This window comes from Dysgonomonas sp. PF1-14 (genome assembly GCF_029892965.1).
GTDB lineage: Bacteria > Bacteroidota > Bacteroidia > Bacteroidales > Dysgonomonadaceae > Dysgonomonas.
The window spans coordinates 171,491-192,197 of record NZ_JARXWN010000008.1 but is presented as its reverse complement, the minus strand read 5'-3'; the positions used below and the strand labels follow the sequence as shown (position 1 = coordinate 192,197).

The window sequence follows — 20,707 nt, the reverse complement described above, 5'->3', positions numbered from 1 at the left end:
ACCATAATGAAAACAATAACATTATTATTCATATTTGCCTTTATATCTATCAGTATTTCATCCCAGACCAATATTGATTCACTGTGTAATACATATAATAAAAGGAATGAAGATCGACGTTATGCAATCAAATATGCACACTATAATTTTGATTACCGTGTTGAATATGATGAAAATACCAAAAAGAACATAAAACGTTATGGCTATCACAATGATATTTATAATGGTTGGTATTATATTGATAAGCCCGCAGCAGTAAACGAATATATAGTACCTGCAAGTATGATCGGAGTACATAATACGTCATATCAGACCGGATGGTATCAGGTACATATATACGCGATAGGGTGTTTTGATCATGGGGTTCCCTGTTGTACGTGGGAATATACTTTAAAGTGGAATAAAAAAGAAACGGACGAAGAGAAGAAAAAGCAGGCTGTAAATAAAACAGAAAGTTATACTGATGGTATAATTGATGGGCAGCAGTTATACGAACGGTTATACAATGGAAAAATAGTGGATATACTTTATATGACTACCTTCAAGATGGGAACAGGTTATTACAAGGACTTTTATCCTGATGGTAGTTTGCGAATAGAAGGCAAGCTGGTAGACGGATACAGGGAAGGAGAATGGAGGGAGTATGACAGAGAAAATGGAAAACTAAACAAGATAATTGTCACAGAGTATGAAAAAGCCCTTTTTAAAAGAGACAGAGAGTACTACTATCCATCTTCTTATACGGATGAAGAGATAAGAAAAGCTGTAGAATGGGAACGACAGCCTGCTAACTTAAAAAAGGAAAAAGAAAATCCCTATCTTGAATATGAATAAGATAAAATATATGAATCAAATATGAAGTATTACAATTAGATGTTTATGTAATTCGCCTGATATATAAAATTTAAATCTTTATGCGCCCTCAAAACCACAAAGAAATCCTTCGCGGCTACTGGAAATTCTCCGGTTATCTGGCCGCCTGCGTACTTGTCGGAGTACTTACCTATTTCTTCTACACCAAGACATCGGTAGTAGAAGTACAACGGATAGTAGAGAAAACCGAAGAGTACGACAAAATTTATGTACAGCAGATCGACCTTGCCGGCCGTATTGATACACTGTACCAGTATACTTCCATGTTCAACACCAACAAGAACGATGTCTTGTTGCAGAACTCGGTCAGCCGCCGTAAACAGGAGATCATCTCCTCGATGGAAAGCATGAATGGCAGGGATATCAGGCTCTACCAGAAGCTGATGAGTCAGGTAAATTCCTTCCTGAGCATAAAAGATTCCATCCGCACAGCAAAGATCGATGAAGAACTCGTACGCAGCGACCTGATGAAGTGCGTCGAAGACAACAAACAGACAACCCGCAAGGTGACGTTGGGAGGTATAACAGTAAGAAAATAAAGAGAATATGGAAAATATAGAGAGAAAAAAACAGACCAAGAACCAGCGCGAACGCGTTATCGGATTCGTTTATGTCAGCCTGCTGTTTGCTGTCACAACAGCCCTGTGCTGTTTCTGTCTGTTCTATTACAGTTCGGACGACAAAACTATGGCGCAGAAAGAATTTGCCATAGCCAAGATGGATCGTATCAGAGGCTTTCAGGATATGCAAAGCAACGAGATGGTCATTATCGACTCCATCTACAATAAGATAAGAGCCTTCAATCCGGGTATCAATGCCAGCTACGAAGAAAACGACATTAAGTTCTATCTGAATGACATCAAAAGCATTTACGACAAGAACAGCTATGACGGCAGATATAAAATATTCAATCAGGTATCCAGCTTCTACAGCATGTGGTTCGACGACAAAAAAGAGCTGTGGAGCAAACAGCAGAACATCGTCACTTTCAAGAAAAACCTTGAAGACTGTGAAATAGGCCTGCAAAAGAAAAAAGAAGAACTGAAAAGCACTAAATAAATTAAACTGCATATAGAAGAGAGTATGGGAAGTAAAATATTTAATCGCCGAATCTACATTGTCATAGGAGTTATTGCCGCTTGTATCGGGCTGACCTTTTTTGTCCGGTCGTGCCTCACTACAAGGGAAGTCAAAGCACTGGTTACACCTTTAGATATTGAGGCTGGAACACCCATCACATTTACCGACAGTACGAAAGGGGCAAACCATTGGCTCTGGGAATTTGGCAATGGAGACTCTTCCCCGCTGCAACAAGGAACATACACCTATCCCGAAACAGGTAAATACCAGATACGTTTGACAGTAAACGAACGCTACGAAAAGAAATTCATCGTCAATGTACGTACAAAACGTAGTGATGACACACAGAACGAGCTTATCAAAATTATTGCACCCAAATCGGGCATGCAAGAAGAATATATTGTATTTAAAGGAGAAGGCCCATCGAAAGAATGGCGTTGGGAGTTCGGCGAAACAGGAGTTGTCGATGCCCGCGAGCAGACCGCCATTTATAAATACGAGTTTCCCGGAACATACGAAGTCCTGTTATCTACAGAAGATACCAAGTACCCGATAAGGCATACCATTGTTATCGCCCCTCAATATATGGAGAACGATACCACCGATGTAGCGACACTCATAGGGAATGACATCAAGGAGAAGTTGCAGGCTATAATCAACCAGAAGCCCTTCAATACCAACTATAACTACATATTGAATAACTATCTCTGCAAAAATCCGAATGCAGTAGTTATTATAAACAATACCAAGAAAAATGACTTCTATTCCTATTGTCAGGGATTAAGACTGATCGGAAGGCGAAGAACCACGATAGAAAATGTACTCATCGATATTGATCCCGAAACCGAAGAGTGTATCCAGAAACTCATTGTTATACAGTCTGACAACGATTAACTACCACAAGAATGGATAAAATTACAACTATATATACAAAACTTCTTATAGCAGCATCTACCATAATACTTGTGTTTAGTGCCTGTGGCCCTGTAAACCGTTTTACTAAGGCTAAAAAGATACCCAGAGAGTATTCCCTCAACTATTGTGGAGGAGAGGGGATAAAAGCCCCGAAAACCGACCTGAATAAAGAGCCTTGGATTGTCTATTCCGACAGGGAAAAGAATACAACCTACAATAATCCCGGAGGCAAGGTCAAAGCCAAAGATGTAGATTATCTCGATCCATTTTTGGTCATCGGTACAAAAGGCGATCACCTGAGACTGATAAAATACACCCCTGATATACTCAAAAACGGAAAACTGGAATACAAAAGAGCCGAATATTACGGCTGGATGCACAAATCGAGGCTCCTGCTCGATCATCAGTCTGTAACAGACATTGCCAGCGGACGAAAAAATAAGATGATGGTTATCTTTACCGATACTATCCCCATCAATAATGCCGAAAAATACTTTGAGTCAGACTCTGTAAAGTTATACAAAGACCTGCGTATGGAATCTGTTGCAGGTAACGTCGAGCCATACAGCATTGTTTATCAGATGAAACAGTCCGAAAAGAAGGATATGGCTCTGATAGCAAAGAAAACAATGATCAAACCCGAAGAGGCGAAACAGGATATACTGGGCTGGATACACAGCTCCCTTTTGCAGGATATCGGTCAGGTCTTACACGTAAACATGTCCACAGTACCGGCATCGGATAAAATACTTATCAAGCAGGGAAAAGATGACTATATATACCTGTCGGAAGACATGCAGGATATGAGTGCCTTTCTGTCAGAACAATACCAGACAGCTAAATATACACCCGTCACTTCATATAGTATCAGAGACACACTTATCGCATACAGGGCACATCTGCCTATGCCCGTTTTTGACAATAGTAATAACTATATATTCAACGTCAATGGCGGACATATATCGCACAAAGGGTTCAGAGATATAGCCAGAAATCTGAAACGCATCAATATAGCCTTTGTCTTTGAAGGAAAAGAACATACCATTGCACAGTTTCCGCAGATAGTCAATGCTATTCAGAACCTGCAACAACTGTTTGAGCAGGATGAAGATCTGTATACATACCGCTTTGGTTGCGTAATGACAATAGACGATTCCAATAAACAACTATTACACCCTGTAACTATGCCATTCACGCCCGACTATTCTGAATTGGTAAATTTCCTTACCGAAAAGGCAAATAACAGGGATAAGCTTAAACAAATAAAACTTAGCCGTACATGGGCGGGGGTTTATAAGGCTGTAGATATGCTGAATAAATACAAGGATGAATCGAACCTGATTGTTGTAGTAGGAGAAACAGGTTATGCCAATGAAGATGTAGACTCTACCCTGACTAACAGGCTCGCAACAAACAATTGCCGCTTACTCGGATTTCAGGTATATGCCTCAGATGACAACGCATCAAACAACTTTGTGTTAGACATAGAAACGATGATAGACTCCTATGCCGAAACTATGAAAAAAACCAAAGGAGACGTTCTGGTATCACCCGAACAGATCAAGCATACCAGTTATTATACTGAAATAGGTGAAACGAAAAACGGGTATCGTCTCGATTTTCCGGATAACAGCATCACTCAGGGAGCTATCCTTTTTCCTCAAAAAGGTGATTATTTATCTCTGGATGTCCTTACCAATAATGTCGATACTATTGTCGGGCAGATCAAAGAAGACAATACCAGTGTTATCCGTTATATGTCGCGGGCTTTTAATACAGTGGGTAATAATCGTACACGATTTGATGAACAATTTACCCGGAAATTCGAACTGGATACAACAAGGACGCCATCCAAAAAACTGGTGGCTGGCTTTAAGAATCAGTTTCCGGCATGGAGTATGGCCTCTGAGCCTGTAATACTTTCCGATTCGGTAAACAGGCATGTAGGCTATCGCCTAATGGCATCCGAAAGTGAATTGGATGAACTGAAAGACTTCGTAGATGCTTTATCTAAAATGGAAGTGGAATATATCTATCAAGCAAGAGACGCACAACAGAAAGACAAAAAACCATGTAACTGTGAAGATGATCTGTTTGATCTGATGGCTAAATCAAAAGAAGAAATTCCCGATTACGCAAATGATACTATTCCAAAGGAAACACTCTATACCATACCAAAACCTCCGGGAGCATATGCAGACACTTATGCAGTCAGAACTTATCTGAGAGACCTGTATATGAATACGATCAAATACTGTAAACTATGTAAGCAAAAAGGAAATATACTGAATTCTATGTCGCTTGCCGAAGCGCAAAGACGAATAACAGGGAGTCCATCTGCCACCGATATGCTGAACGACATAAAAATAAAAGATCTGACCGATTACAAATTGGTTACAGATAAGATGCTGGATGACCTCATTATCTACTTCAAAAGCAAGAAGGAAGAACTTAACAAAGCCGAAAAGTTTGAATCGAACGGACAGACTTATTACTGGGTGGACAGAAAACTGTTGCCGTAAAGGACAATTAAGCAGGAAACAGATAAAAGTATGAAATGAAGAGCAAAGAAGCCATACGCAACAAGATAATCCACTATGCCAACATGGTGTGGGGGACAAAGAAATCAGGTAATTTCAATCCGCTTTTTCAGCTGATGGTAGAAGAGGTGTGCAATGAACTGTATCTGTTAGATAATAAACTTAACGATATAGATGTCACTATTCTCGAAAAGCTAGTTAAGACACTTTCTCCTTCCATGTTTGGTTATGTGCGTCCTGCACATGGTATCTTGCAGGTCAGGCCCGACACACCAGTGTACCGGTTGAGCAAGAACGCTGAGTTCAGTCTGAAAGAGTTGTCCGATAACTTGAAAAATACCGCTTTTAAGCCACCTGTATTCAGCCCCCTGACAGATACTGTTCTCCATGACGCATGTATCAGATATATGTTCTACAACCAATCGTTATGGACTGTCGATGAGCAGGGGAATAAATCACTAACAACCACAACAGAGAAAAAAGCAGTATATAATACCATTTGGTTACAACTGGAAATAGATACTGAAATAAAACAATTGGAAAACCTGTTTTTTTATATTGATTTTCCTCATCTGAACGACAACCACAATTATTATGATTTGTTATCAACGATTCGTTGGTCTTCAACAGAGCACCAGTTAAATGCAAGAAAAGGGTTTCCGGTTATAGCAGAAACTGCAAATAGTAATGCAGAAAAAGACATCCTTCATTTTTATGAGTCTCATTTTCAAACACTGACTGATATTCTTTATCCGGATGATATTGCAATAGATACTTTTCCTGCCGGATTACAGGCTGTTATACCGGAAGATATTATCATGTCTTTGCCTCATAAAAACTGGTTATCCATTACTTTTCCTCCTCACTTTGAAGAATCTGATCTGGAAAAAATGATCATAGTGTTAAATGCTTTTCCGGCTCTTAACAGGAGATACAATGAAGACAGGCAACCCCGGCAAAATCTCTCCAATATAATCTCATTACCCTCTGAAATCGGGGAGGAGTTCCTTGAAATCGAATCCGTTACCGATACAGATACCATTTTTCATCATTACGATACAGCTAAAAAGAAAGAGGGTTCTTATACTGTTACTCCCATTCATAAGAAAAGGATAGATGATATACGCATATACGACCACTTGGAACGCTTTATTGATGTTATTCAAAGTGAAAAAACAGCCTTTCCAAAAATTAATGAAGAAAAAATACTGGATGTTTTGAATCTTCTGTCTGATATACAAGATAAAGAAAATCAGCGCTTCGATCTCAACAGGATGAATGAGTATGCGGATGTTGCAAGATTGACAGTGCATCCATATGACACAACAACAACTGTTGTTACATCATACTGGACTACCTTAGCCGGACAGGTCAACGGATTGGAAAAAGGAACAGCTCTGATGGCAACTACGATTCCTGCATTAAATAAAAATAAGGCTGTTTTCCTGAGTCCGGTTACCGGAGGCCACACTTTTTATGATATAGAAAGTCTGAAAGCGATTAACCGCTTCTTCCTGACATCAAAGGGAAGAATACTGACAAAGCATGATATTGTCAGTTACTGTCAGTTGGAAATAGGTAAATATGCAGAGGATATAAATGTAAAAAAAGCAGTTAAGATCAGTCCCAAATTCAAAGAAGGGCTGATTAATGTAATGGAAATCCGGATAAGACCAAAAGAAAGATATGCAGATTATCTTAATAAAAAAGAGGTTGTTAGAGACCTCCATACAAGGCTTATCAAACGGTCTCCGAATAATTATAACTACGAAATTATTGTCACAACACCTTAAAAAAGATAACATAAACATAATGGACTTCATTAACCTAAACGAATCGGTAAAAACAGCGGTAAGGATATCCCAATCCATAGCCCGCGAGTATTATAACGCGCAGTATTCGGCTGCACACCTTCTCAAAGCGCTTATGCACAAGGAGATCGGACTGCAAGGCTTTATTCAGAGCATGGATAAGGACATCGAATACTTCGAAGAATGGGCAGAAATGCGCATCGACGAATTTCCCAAAGCAGGTGTTGTTGCCGATATACAACCCGATGATAAGATACCGTTGATATTTGAAGAAGCCGATAATGTAAGGCTGAAACTCGGGTTACTCGAAATAAATCCGATTTGCGTACTGGCTGCATTGGCAAAACCGAATGTTGGATTCTCTACTGATCAACTGAAATCCTTTCCATTACGTGAAAATGAAATATTCGACCTGTATGTAAGCGGTAAAGAAACCCGTTCGTCTATCGGTATGGCGGGTAATGCTTTTGTAACATCGGAAGAAGACGGAGCAATGCCACTGGTAAACCTACTGAAATACTGTGTTGACAAAACGGCTCTTGCTTTGGACTTTAAAATACATAACATCGTCAGCCGCGATAAGGAAACCCGCATGATGATGGAGATACTCGGTCGCCATAGTAAACCCAATGTAATGATAATTGGGGATTCCGGTGTAGGAAAAACAGCATTGGTAGATGGATTGGCATACGACATTGTAAATAAGAATGTGCCTTCATACCTCGAAGGGGCGAATATATACGAACTCGATACAGGTGCCCTGATTGCCGGAGCAACCTATAAAGGCGAGATAGAAGACCGTCTGAAAAACATTATCAAAGAGATACGCAATATCGACAATGCTATTCTTTTTATAGATGAGATACATACCCTGCTCGATCCCAAACAGGGAAATTCGGGTGCAGCCAATATACTGAAACCCGAACTATCGAAAGGTGACCTGACCGTTATCGGGGCAACAACAATCGATGAATACCGAAAATTGATAGAGCCCGATCATGCTTTTAACCGTAGGTTTGAAGTATTACAGATCAACGAGCCGGATATTGCTTCGGCAATACTTATGATGCACTCTGTACTACCTCGCTATAAAGACTTCCACAACTTAGACATATCTAAAGATGCTGTTGAAGAATGTGTACGCCTTGCTAAACGATACGATAAAGACAGGCGGCTGCCCGATTCGGCCATCGATTTGATGGACAGGACAATGTCTGCTACAAAGATGGTAAACGAAACAGCCGAGAAGGACATACACTATTTTACGACTGAACTGGCAACTATTGAAGGGGCTTTTGAGAAAACCCGCGAAGAAAAGTTAGAAGACTTGCGTTTCCTCTTTTTCTCGATGCAGAACAGGCTGAGTCCGGTACTATTGGGTATAATCACCGACGAAACGGATGTAAAAGAAATAGAAGACGATGCAAAGCTATTCGCCTATATCGACAAGGCGCTGGATACACTACGCGAGTTTGTAAAAGAGAAAATAACGACTATAGAAGTACACGAGGTCGCTGCTATTATTTCGAGTAAAACAGGCATCCCTATCGGAAAAGTACAGGCGCAGGAAAAAGAACGCCTGCTGAATATGGAAGACCTCTTGCGTCGGCGCGTAGTTGGGCAGGACGGTGCTTTAAAATCACTTGTAGATGCTATTCTCGAATCGCGCAGCGGACTGAACAAGGTAGGGCAGCCTATCGGTTCATTCTTCCTATTGGGGCCTACAGGTACAGGAAAAACAGAACTGGCAAAATCGTTAGCCGAAGTGCTGTTCAATGATGAAAAAGCTATGATACGCTTCGATATGTCGGAGTTCAAGGAAGAACATTCTGCCGCCTTACTTTACGGAGCACCTCCGGGATATGTAGGATATGAAGAGGGTGGTCTGTTGGTAAATAAAATACGACAACAACCGTATGCAGTAGTGTTATTCGATGAGATAGAAAAAGCCCACTCTTCTGTTTATGATATCTTCCTGCAAATAATGGATGAAGGAAAGCTCCACGATCGCTTAGGCAAGGAAGGTGATTTCTCCAATGCCATTGTATTGTTTACCTCCAACGTGGGTAGCGAATGGCTTACCAAGCAGTTGAATGAAGGCAAAACACCTACTACTACACAGCTGATGGAAGTGATGGGGCAGTATTTCCGTCCCGAATTTCTGGCACGTTTGTCCGAGATTGTTCCATTTTCACCTATTAATGAGACTATGTTGCTAAAAATATTCAATATACAACTTAAAGGGCTGACAGAAGCATTGAATAAACAAGGAATAGAATTGGTGATAGACGATGATACACGTAAAATGCTTGCTGAAAAAGGTTTTACCCCTAAATACGGGGCACGTCAGGTGGCAGGAACAATACGTACTTATCTGCGCCGTCCTATCTCGCGCCTTATTGTAGGCAACAAACTCAATCATGGACAGAAACTTATAGTAGGTAAAGATGAAAAGGATGAATTAACTTGGGATATTATAAAGGAGGGTAAACAATGAGAATCAGCGAACTCATAGAACAATTGCAACAGCAACAGAAATTATACGGAGATCGTGAAATAAAAGTCCGTTCCCATAAAACAGGGCAGGTATATCCGATTGATTATGTTACGCTGTGGACTAAGACCAATGAGTATTATATAGGAATAGATAATAAACTATCAAAAAAGGAATAAAAAATAATACTATTACTTAAAGTGATCATTACCCGTAAAATACAAATAAATCCGGTAGGTACCCCTGAGGAAAAGAAAGGATATTGGGATACTCTTTTTTCATGGCAGCGGAATACATTTCAACTGGCTAACCTGATCAGTTCGCACCGTTTTATCCAAGATAACCTGATAAGGATGATCTATCTGGAAGAAGGTGTCAAAAGGAAGCTGGGCGACCATGCAAAAGATGAGCTGGGTATATTCAACTGCTCTAATTTACACTCAACCGGTAAGATGTCCCAGTCTTTTACAGATTTGCCGGGTGATATAAGAGGATCGGTTAACCAGTATGTGAGCGGATATTATAATAAAGAGAAGGAGGCATATTATACAGGGGACAGGAGTTTGAGAAACTATAAGAAAACACTACCGGTACCTTTTTCTGCCAGATGTATCCGCAAACTCAGGTGGAACCCGGAAGCAAAGAATTTTGAATTTACTCTTTTCGGTATTCCTTTCAAGACCTATCTGGGAACCGATAGATCCAATAACCGCATCATGTTGGAGCGTTGCCTTGATGGAGAATATAAGATTTGCGGAAGCTCTATCCAGTTGGGAGAAAATAAAACCATGCTCCTTTTGAAGATGGAAATTCCGGCAAAGAAAATACAGCTTGATCCCGGTAATGTTACCTATGCTCTTTTAGGCATCGATAATCCGATTATTGCTATAAATGGAGGTAATAAAGAGCAAGCAGTGAAAATTATATCCTCGATAGAAAAGAAAGGCTATTATATCGGAACAAAAGAAGAATTCCTCTATCAGAAGATGCGTATTCAGGAAACCTTAAAAAAAATGTTGCAAGCAGCAAAATACAATAAAGGAGGCAGAGGCTATAAACGAAAAGTTCAGAGTATAGACCGTTTAAAGGGTAAGGAAGCGAACTATGTCAATACAAAGCTACATACTTATGCCCGGCTTCTGGTGGAGTATGCAAAAAGAAACCGATCGCATAAACTTATATTGATAAAGCAGGAAATAAGGGACTCAAATATAAATGAAGAAGAACTTGCCGTTTTAGGAAATTGGTCCCATTATGGTCTGGAAGAAAAGGTTCGGTACAAAGCAGCTTTTTATGGCATTGACATTGAAATAATTCAATAATATAAATGATGGGGTAGCTGTTTACCCTGAGCGTGAGGTATGAATGCACTCATGAAGTATCTTTAAACAGATATATACAGCAACTGGCCATCTAATTAAGTGAGATAGAGAAGAATATAACAATTATAAAAATTATACGCTATGGCAACTTCGGATTTATTAAACGAAAGACATATCACCAATGCACGGGTCTATATTGAAGGTGATGAAATCGACTTTGTATCATTAAGTTTGGAACAGTCCTTTTCGGAACACCATTCATTTAGAGTAGTCATGGATTATGATACCCTGAAACAGGATTTCATGAAGAACCCGCTGGAACAGATGAAGCTGATCGGACAGTTTCTGGATATCGATCTGATGCAGGGCGATGACAGCGGCAATGCCTATGAGTTCAGGGGAGTCATCCGCGATGTATACCACGAAGGACAGGAAGGCAAACACGGCTACCTGATACTCGAAGGCCTTAGCCCCACTATCCTTTTGGAAAGAGGCAAGCGTCTGGACATCTTCTGCAATATGAATTTGGGACAAGTCTTCGATCAGGTTACCGATAATATTATCAATAAGAAAGACCGTCTTCCCTGTGTCAATAAACCTCATTATACCGGTCAGGTAAATTTCCTGATGCAATATAAGGAAAGCGACTGGGAGTTCCTGCGCAGGCTTTCAGCCATATCCGGAGAGACATTGCTATATACAGGTATGGACTTGGTATTCGGCGAATACAAAGACTGGAGTCCGGTAGAAGTTACTTATGATAAAGAAATAACCAGCTTCCAGTTCGGCACACGCCTGCTCGCCAATAACTTTACCCGTTACCAATATTTAGCGGAACAGGATGATACCATTACACAGGATGCCCCTGCGACGATTGACAATGCCAACGAATATGTCAATACGGCAGCCGATAGCAGTAAAGAACTGACCGAGAAGCGTCCAGTCCGTACCCCGTCTTCCCTTCCTATCGGAGATATCGGGTCATTAAATGAACTGGTTGCAAGGGAGAAGTCCGTTACAGCCTCAGAGACAGTGTATGTGCGAGGCACCGCCAAGACCTGCGCTCCGAGAATAGGACGTCAACTGACAATCAATATGCCTGCCAATATGGGAGGTGCCAGTGATCTGGGTACTTACCGTATTGTAAAAGTAAAACACACCATCGACCAGAACCACAGATATAAATGCGAGTTTGAAGCAGTGCCCGCCGCTTTGAAAACAGTCCCCGCACCCGAAGTATGTCTACCTGTTGCCGATTCGATAAGAGCTACCGTTATCAGTAATGAAGACCCGCAGGGACAGGGACGTATCAGGGTAGATTTCCCGTTTGCACAGGACAGGGTGAGTGATGTCTGGCTCAGAGTAATGACTCCGAATGCAGGATCAAGCGATGTAGTACAGAAGAACAGAGGACTGGTTTTCGTTCCGGAGAAAGGCGATCAGGTGATGGTCGGCTTTGAGTTCGGCGATCCGAATCAGCCATATGTAATGGGGAGTATGTTTCATGGAAAGAATGCCGAAGGAGGCAAAGAAGACAATCATATCAAGAGTATTATTACCCGGCAAGGGCATACTATCGAGTTCGACGATGCGGAAGACACATTGGGTATCACTATCAAAGACAAGAACGGCAATTTTGTCCATATAGATACCAAAGGCAATAATATAGAGATTACAGCTCTAGAAACGATGACGCTGAATGCTAAAAATATAAATATGTATGCACGTGAGAATATCTCTGGATATGCTGGAGAGAATATAAATATGCATGCTGATCGAAATATGGGATATATTGCCGGAGAAGATTGCCAAACTTCTGCGAATAATATTTATACACAAGCTATATCGGATTCGATGCATACAGCCAAAAAGTATGATGTGATTGCTGATAAGGCACGTATCGATAGTACACAGGAAAATTTGGAGCTGGCTTCAAACAAGGAAGTGGATGTGCAGAGTGCAAAAAAAGTAAGGTTGTTTTAAATAATTAAATTATTTCTATATATACTTAAAATCATGAAAATATTGTTCCGTCCTATTGCTGAGAATAAAGATGTATGTTATAAGGTTTCGATAAAAAACAGTTCGGAAAGTTTGAAGCAAAAGGAAAGTTTATTGACTTATGAATGTATAGTTACATTAAAAAAAGAAACTTGGAATGGATATGTTGTTAATTTTCATCGTCAGAATGTATTGCTAAACAAATCTAAAAGCCAAGAAGCTATCCATGAAATACTTCTTATATCTGGTCAGGTATTATATGATTTAGATTTAGAAATTACATCAGAAGGAAAGATTTTACACATCAAGAATTGGGAGCAGTTACAAGAAAAATGGAAAGAAATTAAATTTAAGATTAGAGCTACGTATAAGGGAGAAATAGTAGAGAAAATTATTTCTCCTATGGATCAGACATTGAAAAATCAAGAAACAACAATCTCTTCGTTGAGTAAAGATCCTTTTTTCAATAGCTACCTGATAGGGATATATGGCGAATATAAAAATGGGGAAATAGTATTTGAAGGTATTCATCAATGGTTCCTACCTAAGTATAGATTATCTATAATGCAAAAAAATGAAGTGTTTGAATCCGAACTTAACGAATTTCATATAACTTCTGTTTCGAAGGTTGCCCAGAATAATATCGATATTCTTGAGAAGCAATGGAAAAAAGAAGGAGAAGATAGTAATGTTGAGGTCGATCTCAGTATCCGATATACTTTAACTCAAAATAAAACTATTAAAAAAATTTTAGTAAATAATGCATTATTCTACAATAATCACATGATAAGAAATATTGAAGTAAACATTCAACAACAAACAGCAGCAGCATATGAATGATAATACAATTACTTTAAATCAGCAGCCTAGAGCTAGGCAGATAGACAGTAACGTTAATATTCAACCACAAAATCAGAATAAAGAGAATAGTGTTGAAGAGGCTACTTCTATAGAAACTAGTAATATGTCTGGAAAATCTACACCAGAATCAGGTGCATACTTAGTCTGTAAAGGAGCTACCTGTAAATGTGAGTTTGGAAGTGCTATGTTAAAGATAGAGGTAATAAGCCAATCTAAAGCATATATAAATGATGCTTCTGCAAGGCAGAAACTTATAGCTACTATTAAAGATAATGTATTTCCTCCGCCATTTTTTGGTCAATGTACAAAAAATCCGGCAACAGGAAAGCCTTGTATGTATTCCCCGCAAGATTGGGAACTTACACCTAGTACAGAACATCCGGAAGTCAATACTCTGCTTGTATTAACAGAAAATGCATATATACAATGTCCTAAATTTCAAGGAAAAATAACAATTGTAACACATGGACAGGAAATCACGGTTGATTCTGATAGCATAGAAGAATTGGACGAATTAGAAGCTTTAGCTATAAACTGTTTATTTGAGCCTCTAGAACCCGCTGACGATATAAAGAAAGCAATAGTTGACAATATCGAATATAACGGACAAAAATCAGGGAATTCCGATTTAATGAAAGTCCGAATGAATAAGGAAATTATATTTAAGGCCAATTATCGCGGAGATAAAAGAAATATTAGTTGGCAATTATGGGAAAAAACAGAAAATCTTGATATCAATGATAAAACCTCTTTTATATATAAACAACAAGGAGAAGAATTGAAGTTGTTATTTCCAAAAGAAGGAAAATTCAGTTTGGAAGGTTTTGGGGCTTTCTTAGATGCTAGAAGTAAGGAGGATACAAGTTGTATTCTTAAATTTGAGGTAACAGATAAGAATGAAATTACACACTTGAGTAGGAGTAATGGTCAAGTATATGAGCCTGATACTCTTATTCCTTTAGTAAGAAAAAAAACATATACATTTACTATTGAGTCGTTATTTCCATTTGAAGAGGAAGAAATAGAAACATTAATTGTAACAATAAAAGATGGTAGAGGCAGTATCTTATCGAAAGGGTATTCACATACTAAAGATACAATAATTTTCACACCTGATAATGTAGCAAAATATAATATATTTATATCTCTTGGAGCAGAAGGTATTTCTAAAACATTTCAAATAGATGCACAGAATAATGAAATTACCAGTGTAAATACTCAGCCTAATGATATACGCGTTGTCAGACCTAATGAAAAGATAACATTTATTCTTAGACTTAAAGAAGATATAAATGCTGATAAAGATAATATTGCCTGGATGATAAAAAATCCTTTTGGGCTTATTACTAAATCTCCGAAAAAAGGGGTATCTATTCAGGAAAGTTTTTCAGTATTGGGAAATTACCAGATTGGGGCTGTTTTGGATGAAAATCCTGTCCAGACTTTTTTTACATGGCTACTTCCTTCGGCTTTCAAAATGCCGAATAATGCACATAATATAACTGTAAAAAACAATGCTATAACCAATTTTTCATTTGATAGGCAATATGAAAATATTACAAAATATCCTGCAAACAAAATTGAGTTGAATATTGAAACGGAAATGCCTTATAATCTGACATCAGATGGAGGATTTATAATCTTTATAAAAGATATTACACCGAAGAATGCAGATAGAAGGATGTTAATTAACAGTAAGCAAATTGTTAAACTAGAATTTGAAGATAAAAATAGTTCGAATCCGGGATTGCAGGACGCCAATGAGTGGTATGAATTTCTATCTGATCCGGCCTGGACGGGAAAAGTATTTACAAATAAGCTAAATCTCATATTTAATAAGACCGGAAAATATGAAATTTCAATCGCCTTATCGAAAAGTCCAATTGAGATTACTAAGAAAGAGATTACAATAGATGAATCGGAAATAGTTAGGTGGTGTTTCTCCGATGATGCAGGTAACAGATATAAAGAAATAGGCTGGTATCAGGATGTATATGTAGATATTGAAGCCAAAGGTTGGGAAAATAAAGAAGGGATAGTAACCCTATATTGGGAGAAGAATTATGCGATCGATCCTATAATTGATAGTGTAGATTTTGCCGGAACTACCCAGTTTAATAATGAAGGTGTTGCTAAAATACCTGTTCTGACTTCGACATGGAATGCGCTTTCCGAATTAGTCAAAACAAATACCCCAAAAGAAATAAAGTTATACTTTACTGTAAGTAAAATAGATACAATATGTAAAAACTGGAAAAAAGACTGGAAAAGAGATTTGCCGGATGGAAGCAAAACAGATACATATATTGTTGATGAAAATATCATAAAAAGTGAATTTCTGCATAAGCATGTCACAATTGTAGAAAACTCAAAAATAAAAGCTTATTTTGCAGACGGGGAGGGGGTGCTTCTAAAAAAAATCCTTAAATACGGAGACCCTATGCAAATAGTAGTGCAGCTATTGTTGAGTAAAAAAGCCGCTATGCAAAGTACCGAATACGATAACAGATATCGGATGCACATTATAGAAAATACCAAGGCTACGGCTAAAAACAAAAAGGACAGGACTCCGGATAGCTATGTTGATCATAAGCAGAAAATAAGGATGAATGTGGCATTGATCAACACATTTAACGGAGAAGGAAAATACATTCATCTAACAGATACAAATTACAGTTTATTAAGCCCTGCACTGCATAAAGGGATTCCTGGTCATCAGCCAAGATGCTTTTATTTGGTATTATATGATAGTAAACAGGTTAAGAATGGAAAGATAGAATGCGTATGCCAGTATCCGAAAAATTATAACTCAGATAAGCATAACGATATATATCTGATCGATACATTGCTGGATATAGAAGATGAAAATTCCTCCAATCAATATTATGAAGTATGGAAACAAGAAAATCCGAAAAAAACAAAATCCGATTGGAATAACTATGTTTTGGAAATTCAGAACAGAAGGTTAAACTATTTTTTACAGTTAAAACTTGCAAAGGATGCCAAGATGAATTACTCTTTCCCTGAAACAAAACCTGTGATTATTGGGGAGGGAATAGATGTAGAGAAAGAGCATAAATCAGGTCATTGTCCGAGGTGTACAGCTGCAATAAGAGGTTCTAAAAGTGAATGGAATAAAAGTAAAAATAAAGAGAATGAAGTTTGCTTGAAAGATATATTTCCTAATGCAACTGATGATATATTAAATAAAGTTGGTGATACATACACAAAATATATGAAGGATTTTGGTATGGCTACCTGTTGGCAAAAAGCCCATTTTTTTGCGCAAGCGCGGATTGAGGTCGGAACATCATTAAAACTCAAAGAGCCGGAATCAATAAATTACAGTACCCGTGAGTTGTTGGTTGGCCGCTATATTGAAGGAGTAAAAAACTGGAAAGAAGGGAATAAAGCAACAAAGGAAGGAGGTTATTATCAAGAAGGTACAAAATATAGAGACCCATTATTTTCATCTTTGCTCAAACCTGAAAATAAACACATAGCTGAAGATTATGGACGTAAAGATTTAAATAAACATTTAGATGCAGGAATACAGAAATGTAATCAGGAAAAATTAGCGAACTTTATATATGCAGATGAAAATCGCTCTAAGAATCATGGATTAGGAAACACACAGAGTGGTGATGGCTGGAGATTTAGGGGACGCGGATTGATTCAGATGACAGGTCGGGAATTATATGATAAAACATGGAAAAAAATAAAAGATAAAGAAGACGCTACAATAGATATTACAACAGATAGTGGAGTAAAGGCGCTAACAAATGAGGAGAATATGAGGTTAATTATATTAGCTTCTATGGGCGCATGGATAGTGAAGAGTGCAAACACTAAGTGTAATGGTTCTAAGGATGTAGATCAAGTAAGTAAGATAATAGGTTCAAGTGTTGACTGGGAAGGTAAAAAGAAAGCATTTGATGAAATTACCTCAAAATTGTTTAAGGTAGATGAGTGTCAATGGGGGAAAGAAGAGTATATAAGTAATGGTATATGGCATGATCCTGTAATTAATCCACAAATAAATAAATATAATTTTTCAGGAGCTGTTAGTCCCAGAAGTGCTTCTTTTGGTAATGTTAGAGTTCGAACTAATGGTACAAGAAGATTCCACACAGGAATTGATCTTTTCGCTATCCCGGAAACAACTAAAGTATATGCATGTCTGGATTGTAAATTTATTGCTTTTGGAAATTCAACAATTACACTTGAAATAATAAATACAAAAGAACTCATTGCTCAAATGAATACAGTCAAATATAAACTTCAGTTTACAGAAGAGAATGAATATACAGCAGGGATATCAACTGGAAACTTTAATGGAAAAAAAGCAGAATTTATTTTGAAAGAAACAGACAAAATATATGTTAGTTATATGCACCTATTTAAAAAGTTGTCCCAGAAAGAAATAGAAAATAAAGATGGTATAGTTAAAGCAGGTACAGTAATCGGCTATGCAGGAGTTGAAGGAAACGCAGACAAGACAAAGGCACCTCATCTTCATTTCGAGATAAAAAATATAACCAAAGATAAAAATAGGAAATATTACTTAAATCCAGCATTATTTATAAAATTACAATCATATGATAATAAAGAACAAGATGCAGCAAAAAAAATATGGAGAGATAAAGCTAATAAAAAATAACAAGAGGTATTTATTTATTTTAGTACTACTTACAGTTATTAATTTATTATTTGCTTGTAATAAAAAAACATCAAAACTAAATCAAGATTCAAATATTATGTATAGAGATTCTTTAAATGTAAAAAATATATTATTGATCCAATTAGATAATGGAACAGATTCAGACTATGGAGGTATTCAGGCTTTAGAAACATTATTTAATATAGAAGATACTTTACTCCTAAATAGTGGCTATAAAAGATCTACTGAGATAAATATGAAACAAATAATAAAAAATATATTTGGAGTATATCCTGTAGAGACAAATACAGATTATTCATATTTTCGATTATGCAATAAGTCTTTAATTGCTGAAACAGGAACTGCCGTAGATCTCATGCATACAATAGAACCATATCAATCAAGTTTTTTCTCGACATTTTATGTTAGTTACAAGCATGGTCTAATCACTTACGCCTACTTTCTCCCTGAAATGATCAATTATAAAAAGCAATTTCCTGATCTATTGGAATTAGAAAAAGAACCAATCTATTTTGAAGATGAATACGAAAAGGGAGTTATACATAAAGGAATCCATTGGAAGGACGAGTTAGATCTGGAAATACGACAAAATAATAATCGATTATTTTTGATTCACCTCAATAAATTTATATTCAATAATAGCAATGCAAGCCTGACATGGTTGATTAATAATAATATTGAATTTTTAACGTTATTGGTAACTTACTTTGGCTATGATAAAAATGGGAAATTAAATAAAGCAGTACTAAGAAATATTTTCAAGGACTATAAAATGTTTGATGGTACCACCGATTATTCTCAATTCGATGACATTTTTTTCAAAAAAGACTGCAATGAAAAACTTTCTATAAGAAATGGGCTGTTGAAAACAATTGAGGAAGAAACAAATAGTGATAACACGATGTATATATATGCTCTTACTGATTATATTTCTTATTTCTTTGGAAATCCTGAACAAAAAGGAAAATATTCTTTAGAGGAATTATCCCAAATATTTGTGAATATTGCAATAGTTGAGCAACAAATACGTACTTCTTATTTTAAACCGGCAGCACCTGAGTGGAACAATCGCTCTCACTCCTATTATATTTCACAAAAATATCCGGCTCTACTCGAAACAGCAGAAAAGTATAATTATTTCAATATTCCATTTGATGACGTGCTTGAAATGTTCCGGGGGGATAATGAACCACTTTAATATAAACGAGGTTTTCCTTATATCTAACTTTATTCCTAATTAAAAGATTGAAACGCCTATTTAATACATTAGGTGTTATAATGATTCTTGAAAAATGATCTGTCTTAATATATAAATACCTATGCGGCCTCAAAACCACAAAGAAATCCTTCGCGGCTACTGGAAGTTCTCCGGTTACTTGGGCGCCTGTGTACTCGTAGGGGTACTCACCAATTTTTTCTATACCAAAACATCGGTAGTAGAGGTACAACGGATAGTAGACAAGATCGAAGAATACGACAAAATCTATGTACAGCAGATCGACCTTGCCGGTCGTATTTATACAAAGGTCGGGGTATGATATAACTAACAGGCTCAAAGGATAATCAAGGAAATGATTTGCCAGTAGTCTATAAGACATATAAAACGAAATGCGTTATACAAGAAGATATTGTTAAAGAGCCTGAATTGATTGGAAAGAACTTACATTTGGCTATTGACTCTGGTTGCTGGTATTTTATCTTTAAATCATGTCCACCTTGGTTTCATCCCACTAAAAAAGGAAAAAACAATCAAGATGTTGAAGAAACAGATGAGGAGTTTAAAAAGAGGCAAGATGCTTTTAAATGGAAAAGAGAATATTTTGGTGAAGCTGTATCTAAAAAAATGAGCCTAAATGAAATCGCTCAATTAATGGCTGATGATGAAGAAAAATACTTCTTTCTTATTAGTAGGCTTTGCCATGGCTACGATCGTTATCAGACTGATGAGAAGCCAGTTTCACTAAATTATTCTGAACGGGTTGCAAATCTACAAAAATTGAAGGCTTGGTTCAAATATGATAAAAATATATGTGATATTTTGATTGTAAAAGAAAATGAATACTGTCCTGTATGTAATCAACAACATATGGATATCTCTAATATTGGCAATTGGATAATTAACAATTAAG

Annotated in this window: 15 protein-coding genes; all 15 read left to right on the top strand. The window is 37.4% G+C overall.

Annotated elements, in window-relative coordinates; genetic code table 11:
• Nucleotides 1-6 precede the first annotated feature (6 nt).
• The 15 genes from M2448_RS11700 to M2448_RS11630 all read left to right on the top strand — a co-directional run bounded on the left by M2448_RS11700 (nt 7) and on the right by M2448_RS11630 (nt 20,706).
• Nucleotides 7-834 (top strand): hypothetical protein, encoded by an 828-nt coding sequence (locus M2448_RS11700; RefSeq protein WP_280647787.1) that lies wholly within the window; start codon nt 7-9, stop codon nt 832-834.
• An 80-nt stretch (nt 835-914) separates the two neighbouring features.
• Nucleotides 915-1,412, top strand: coding sequence for a type VI secretion system TssO (tssO, locus tag M2448_RS11695; protein WP_280647786.1), 498 nt, complete (start codon nt 915-917; stop codon nt 1,410-1,412).
• A 7-nt stretch (nt 1,413-1,419) separates the two neighbouring features.
• Complete coding sequence (locus M2448_RS11690; RefSeq protein WP_280647785.1) at nt 1,420-1,932, top strand: type VI secretion system transmembrane protein TssO; 513 nt, start codon at nt 1,420-1,422, stop codon at nt 1,930-1,932.
• A 24-nt stretch (nt 1,933-1,956) separates the two neighbouring features.
• Nucleotides 1,957-2,847, top strand: coding sequence for a PKD domain-containing protein (locus M2448_RS11685; protein WP_280647784.1), 891 nt, complete (start codon nt 1,957-1,959; stop codon nt 2,845-2,847).
• A gap of 11 nt (nt 2,848-2,858) precedes the next feature.
• Nucleotides 2,859-5,390 (top strand): type VI secretion system protein TssR domain-containing protein, encoded by a 2,532-nt coding sequence (gene tssR / locus M2448_RS11680; RefSeq protein ID WP_280647783.1) that lies wholly within the window; start codon nt 2,859-2,861, stop codon nt 5,388-5,390.
• A 35-nt stretch (nt 5,391-5,425) separates the two neighbouring features.
• Entirely contained in the window at nt 5,426-7,201 is a 1,776-nt protein-coding gene (locus M2448_RS11675) for a hypothetical protein (protein ID WP_280647782.1), read from the top strand.
• Nucleotides 7,202-7,220: 19 nt separating this feature from the next.
• On the top strand, nt 7,221-9,716 hold the full coding sequence (locus M2448_RS11670) for an ATP-dependent Clp protease ATP-binding subunit (RefSeq protein WP_280647781.1): 2,496 nt from the start codon (nt 7,221-7,223) through the stop codon (nt 9,714-9,716).
• Nucleotides 9,713-9,892, top strand: coding sequence for a hypothetical protein (locus M2448_RS11665; RefSeq protein WP_280647780.1), 180 nt, complete (start codon nt 9,713-9,715; stop codon nt 9,890-9,892). The genes M2448_RS11670 and M2448_RS11665 overlap by 4 nt, the downstream gene beginning before the upstream one ends.
• Before the next feature lie 21 nt (nt 9,893-9,913).
• Nucleotides 9,914-11,035: a hypothetical protein gene (locus tag M2448_RS11660; RefSeq protein ID WP_280647779.1), complete on the top strand. Its 1,122-nt coding sequence runs from the start codon at nt 9,914-9,916 to the stop codon at nt 11,033-11,035.
• A gap of 141 nt (nt 11,036-11,176) precedes the next feature.
• Nucleotides 11,177-13,018 carry a phage baseplate assembly protein V gene (locus M2448_RS11655; RefSeq protein ID WP_280647778.1) on the top strand — a complete coding sequence of 614 codons (1,842 nt, stop codon included), beginning with the start codon at nt 11,177-11,179 and terminating at the stop codon, nt 13,016-13,018.
• Nucleotides 13,019-13,051: 33 nt separating this feature from the next.
• A complete protein-coding gene (locus tag M2448_RS11650; protein ID WP_280647777.1) occupies nt 13,052-13,876 on the top strand; it encodes a hypothetical protein in 825 nt (274 codons plus the stop codon).
• Nucleotides 13,869-18,557 (top strand): PAAR-like protein, encoded by a 4,689-nt coding sequence (locus M2448_RS11645; RefSeq protein ID WP_280647776.1) that lies wholly within the window; start codon nt 13,869-13,871, stop codon nt 18,555-18,557. Before M2448_RS11650 ends, M2448_RS11645 begins: the two co-directional genes overlap by 8 nt.
• Complete coding sequence (locus M2448_RS11640) at nt 18,496-19,776, top strand: hypothetical protein (RefSeq protein ID WP_280647775.1); 1,281 nt, start codon at nt 18,496-18,498, stop codon at nt 19,774-19,776. Before M2448_RS11645 ends, M2448_RS11640 begins: the two co-directional genes overlap by 62 nt.
• 121 nt (nt 19,777-19,897) lie before the next feature.
• Complete coding sequence (locus M2448_RS11635; RefSeq protein ID WP_280647774.1) at nt 19,898-20,116, top strand: hypothetical protein; 219 nt, start codon at nt 19,898-19,900, stop codon at nt 20,114-20,116.
• A 38-nt stretch (nt 20,117-20,154) separates the two neighbouring features.
• Complete coding sequence (locus tag M2448_RS11630; protein ID WP_280647773.1) at nt 20,155-20,706, top strand: hypothetical protein; 552 nt, start codon at nt 20,155-20,157, stop codon at nt 20,704-20,706.
• Nucleotide 20,707 lies beyond the last annotated feature (1 nt).

Bases quoted from the DNA above. Each gene is read 5' to 3' on its own strand.
- M2448_RS11700 (WP_280647787.1), top strand. From the start codon at position 7: ATGAAAACAATAACATTATTATTCATATTTGCCTTTATATCTATCAGT.
- tssO (WP_280647786.1), top strand. From the start codon at position 915: ATGCGCCCTCAAAACCACAAAGAAATCCTTCGCGGCTACTGGAAATTC.
- M2448_RS11690 (WP_280647785.1), top strand. From the start codon at position 1,420: ATGGAAAATATAGAGAGAAAAAAACAGACCAAGAACCAGCGCGAACGC.
- M2448_RS11685 (WP_280647784.1), top strand. From the start codon at position 1,957: ATGGGAAGTAAAATATTTAATCGCCGAATCTACATTGTCATAGGAGTT.
- tssR (WP_280647783.1), top strand. From the start codon at position 2,859: ATGGATAAAATTACAACTATATATACAAAACTTCTTATAGCAGCATCT.
- M2448_RS11675 (WP_280647782.1), top strand. From the start codon at position 5,426: ATGAAGAGCAAAGAAGCCATACGCAACAAGATAATCCACTATGCCAAC.
- M2448_RS11670 (WP_280647781.1), top strand. From the start codon at position 7,221: ATGGACTTCATTAACCTAAACGAATCGGTAAAAACAGCGGTAAGGATA.
- M2448_RS11665 (WP_280647780.1), top strand. From the start codon at position 9,713: ATGAGAATCAGCGAACTCATAGAACAATTGCAACAGCAACAGAAATTA.
- M2448_RS11655 (WP_280647778.1), top strand. From the start codon at position 11,177: ATGGCAACTTCGGATTTATTAAACGAAAGACATATCACCAATGCACGG.
- M2448_RS11650 (WP_280647777.1), top strand. From the start codon at position 13,052: ATGAAAATATTGTTCCGTCCTATTGCTGAGAATAAAGATGTATGTTAT.
- M2448_RS11645 (WP_280647776.1), top strand. From the start codon at position 13,869: ATGAATGATAATACAATTACTTTAAATCAGCAGCCTAGAGCTAGGCAG.
- M2448_RS11640 (WP_280647775.1), top strand. From the start codon at position 18,496: ATGATAATAAAGAACAAGATGCAGCAAAAAAAATATGGAGAGATAAAG.
- M2448_RS11635 (WP_280647774.1), top strand. From the start codon at position 19,898: ATGCGGCCTCAAAACCACAAAGAAATCCTTCGCGGCTACTGGAAGTTC.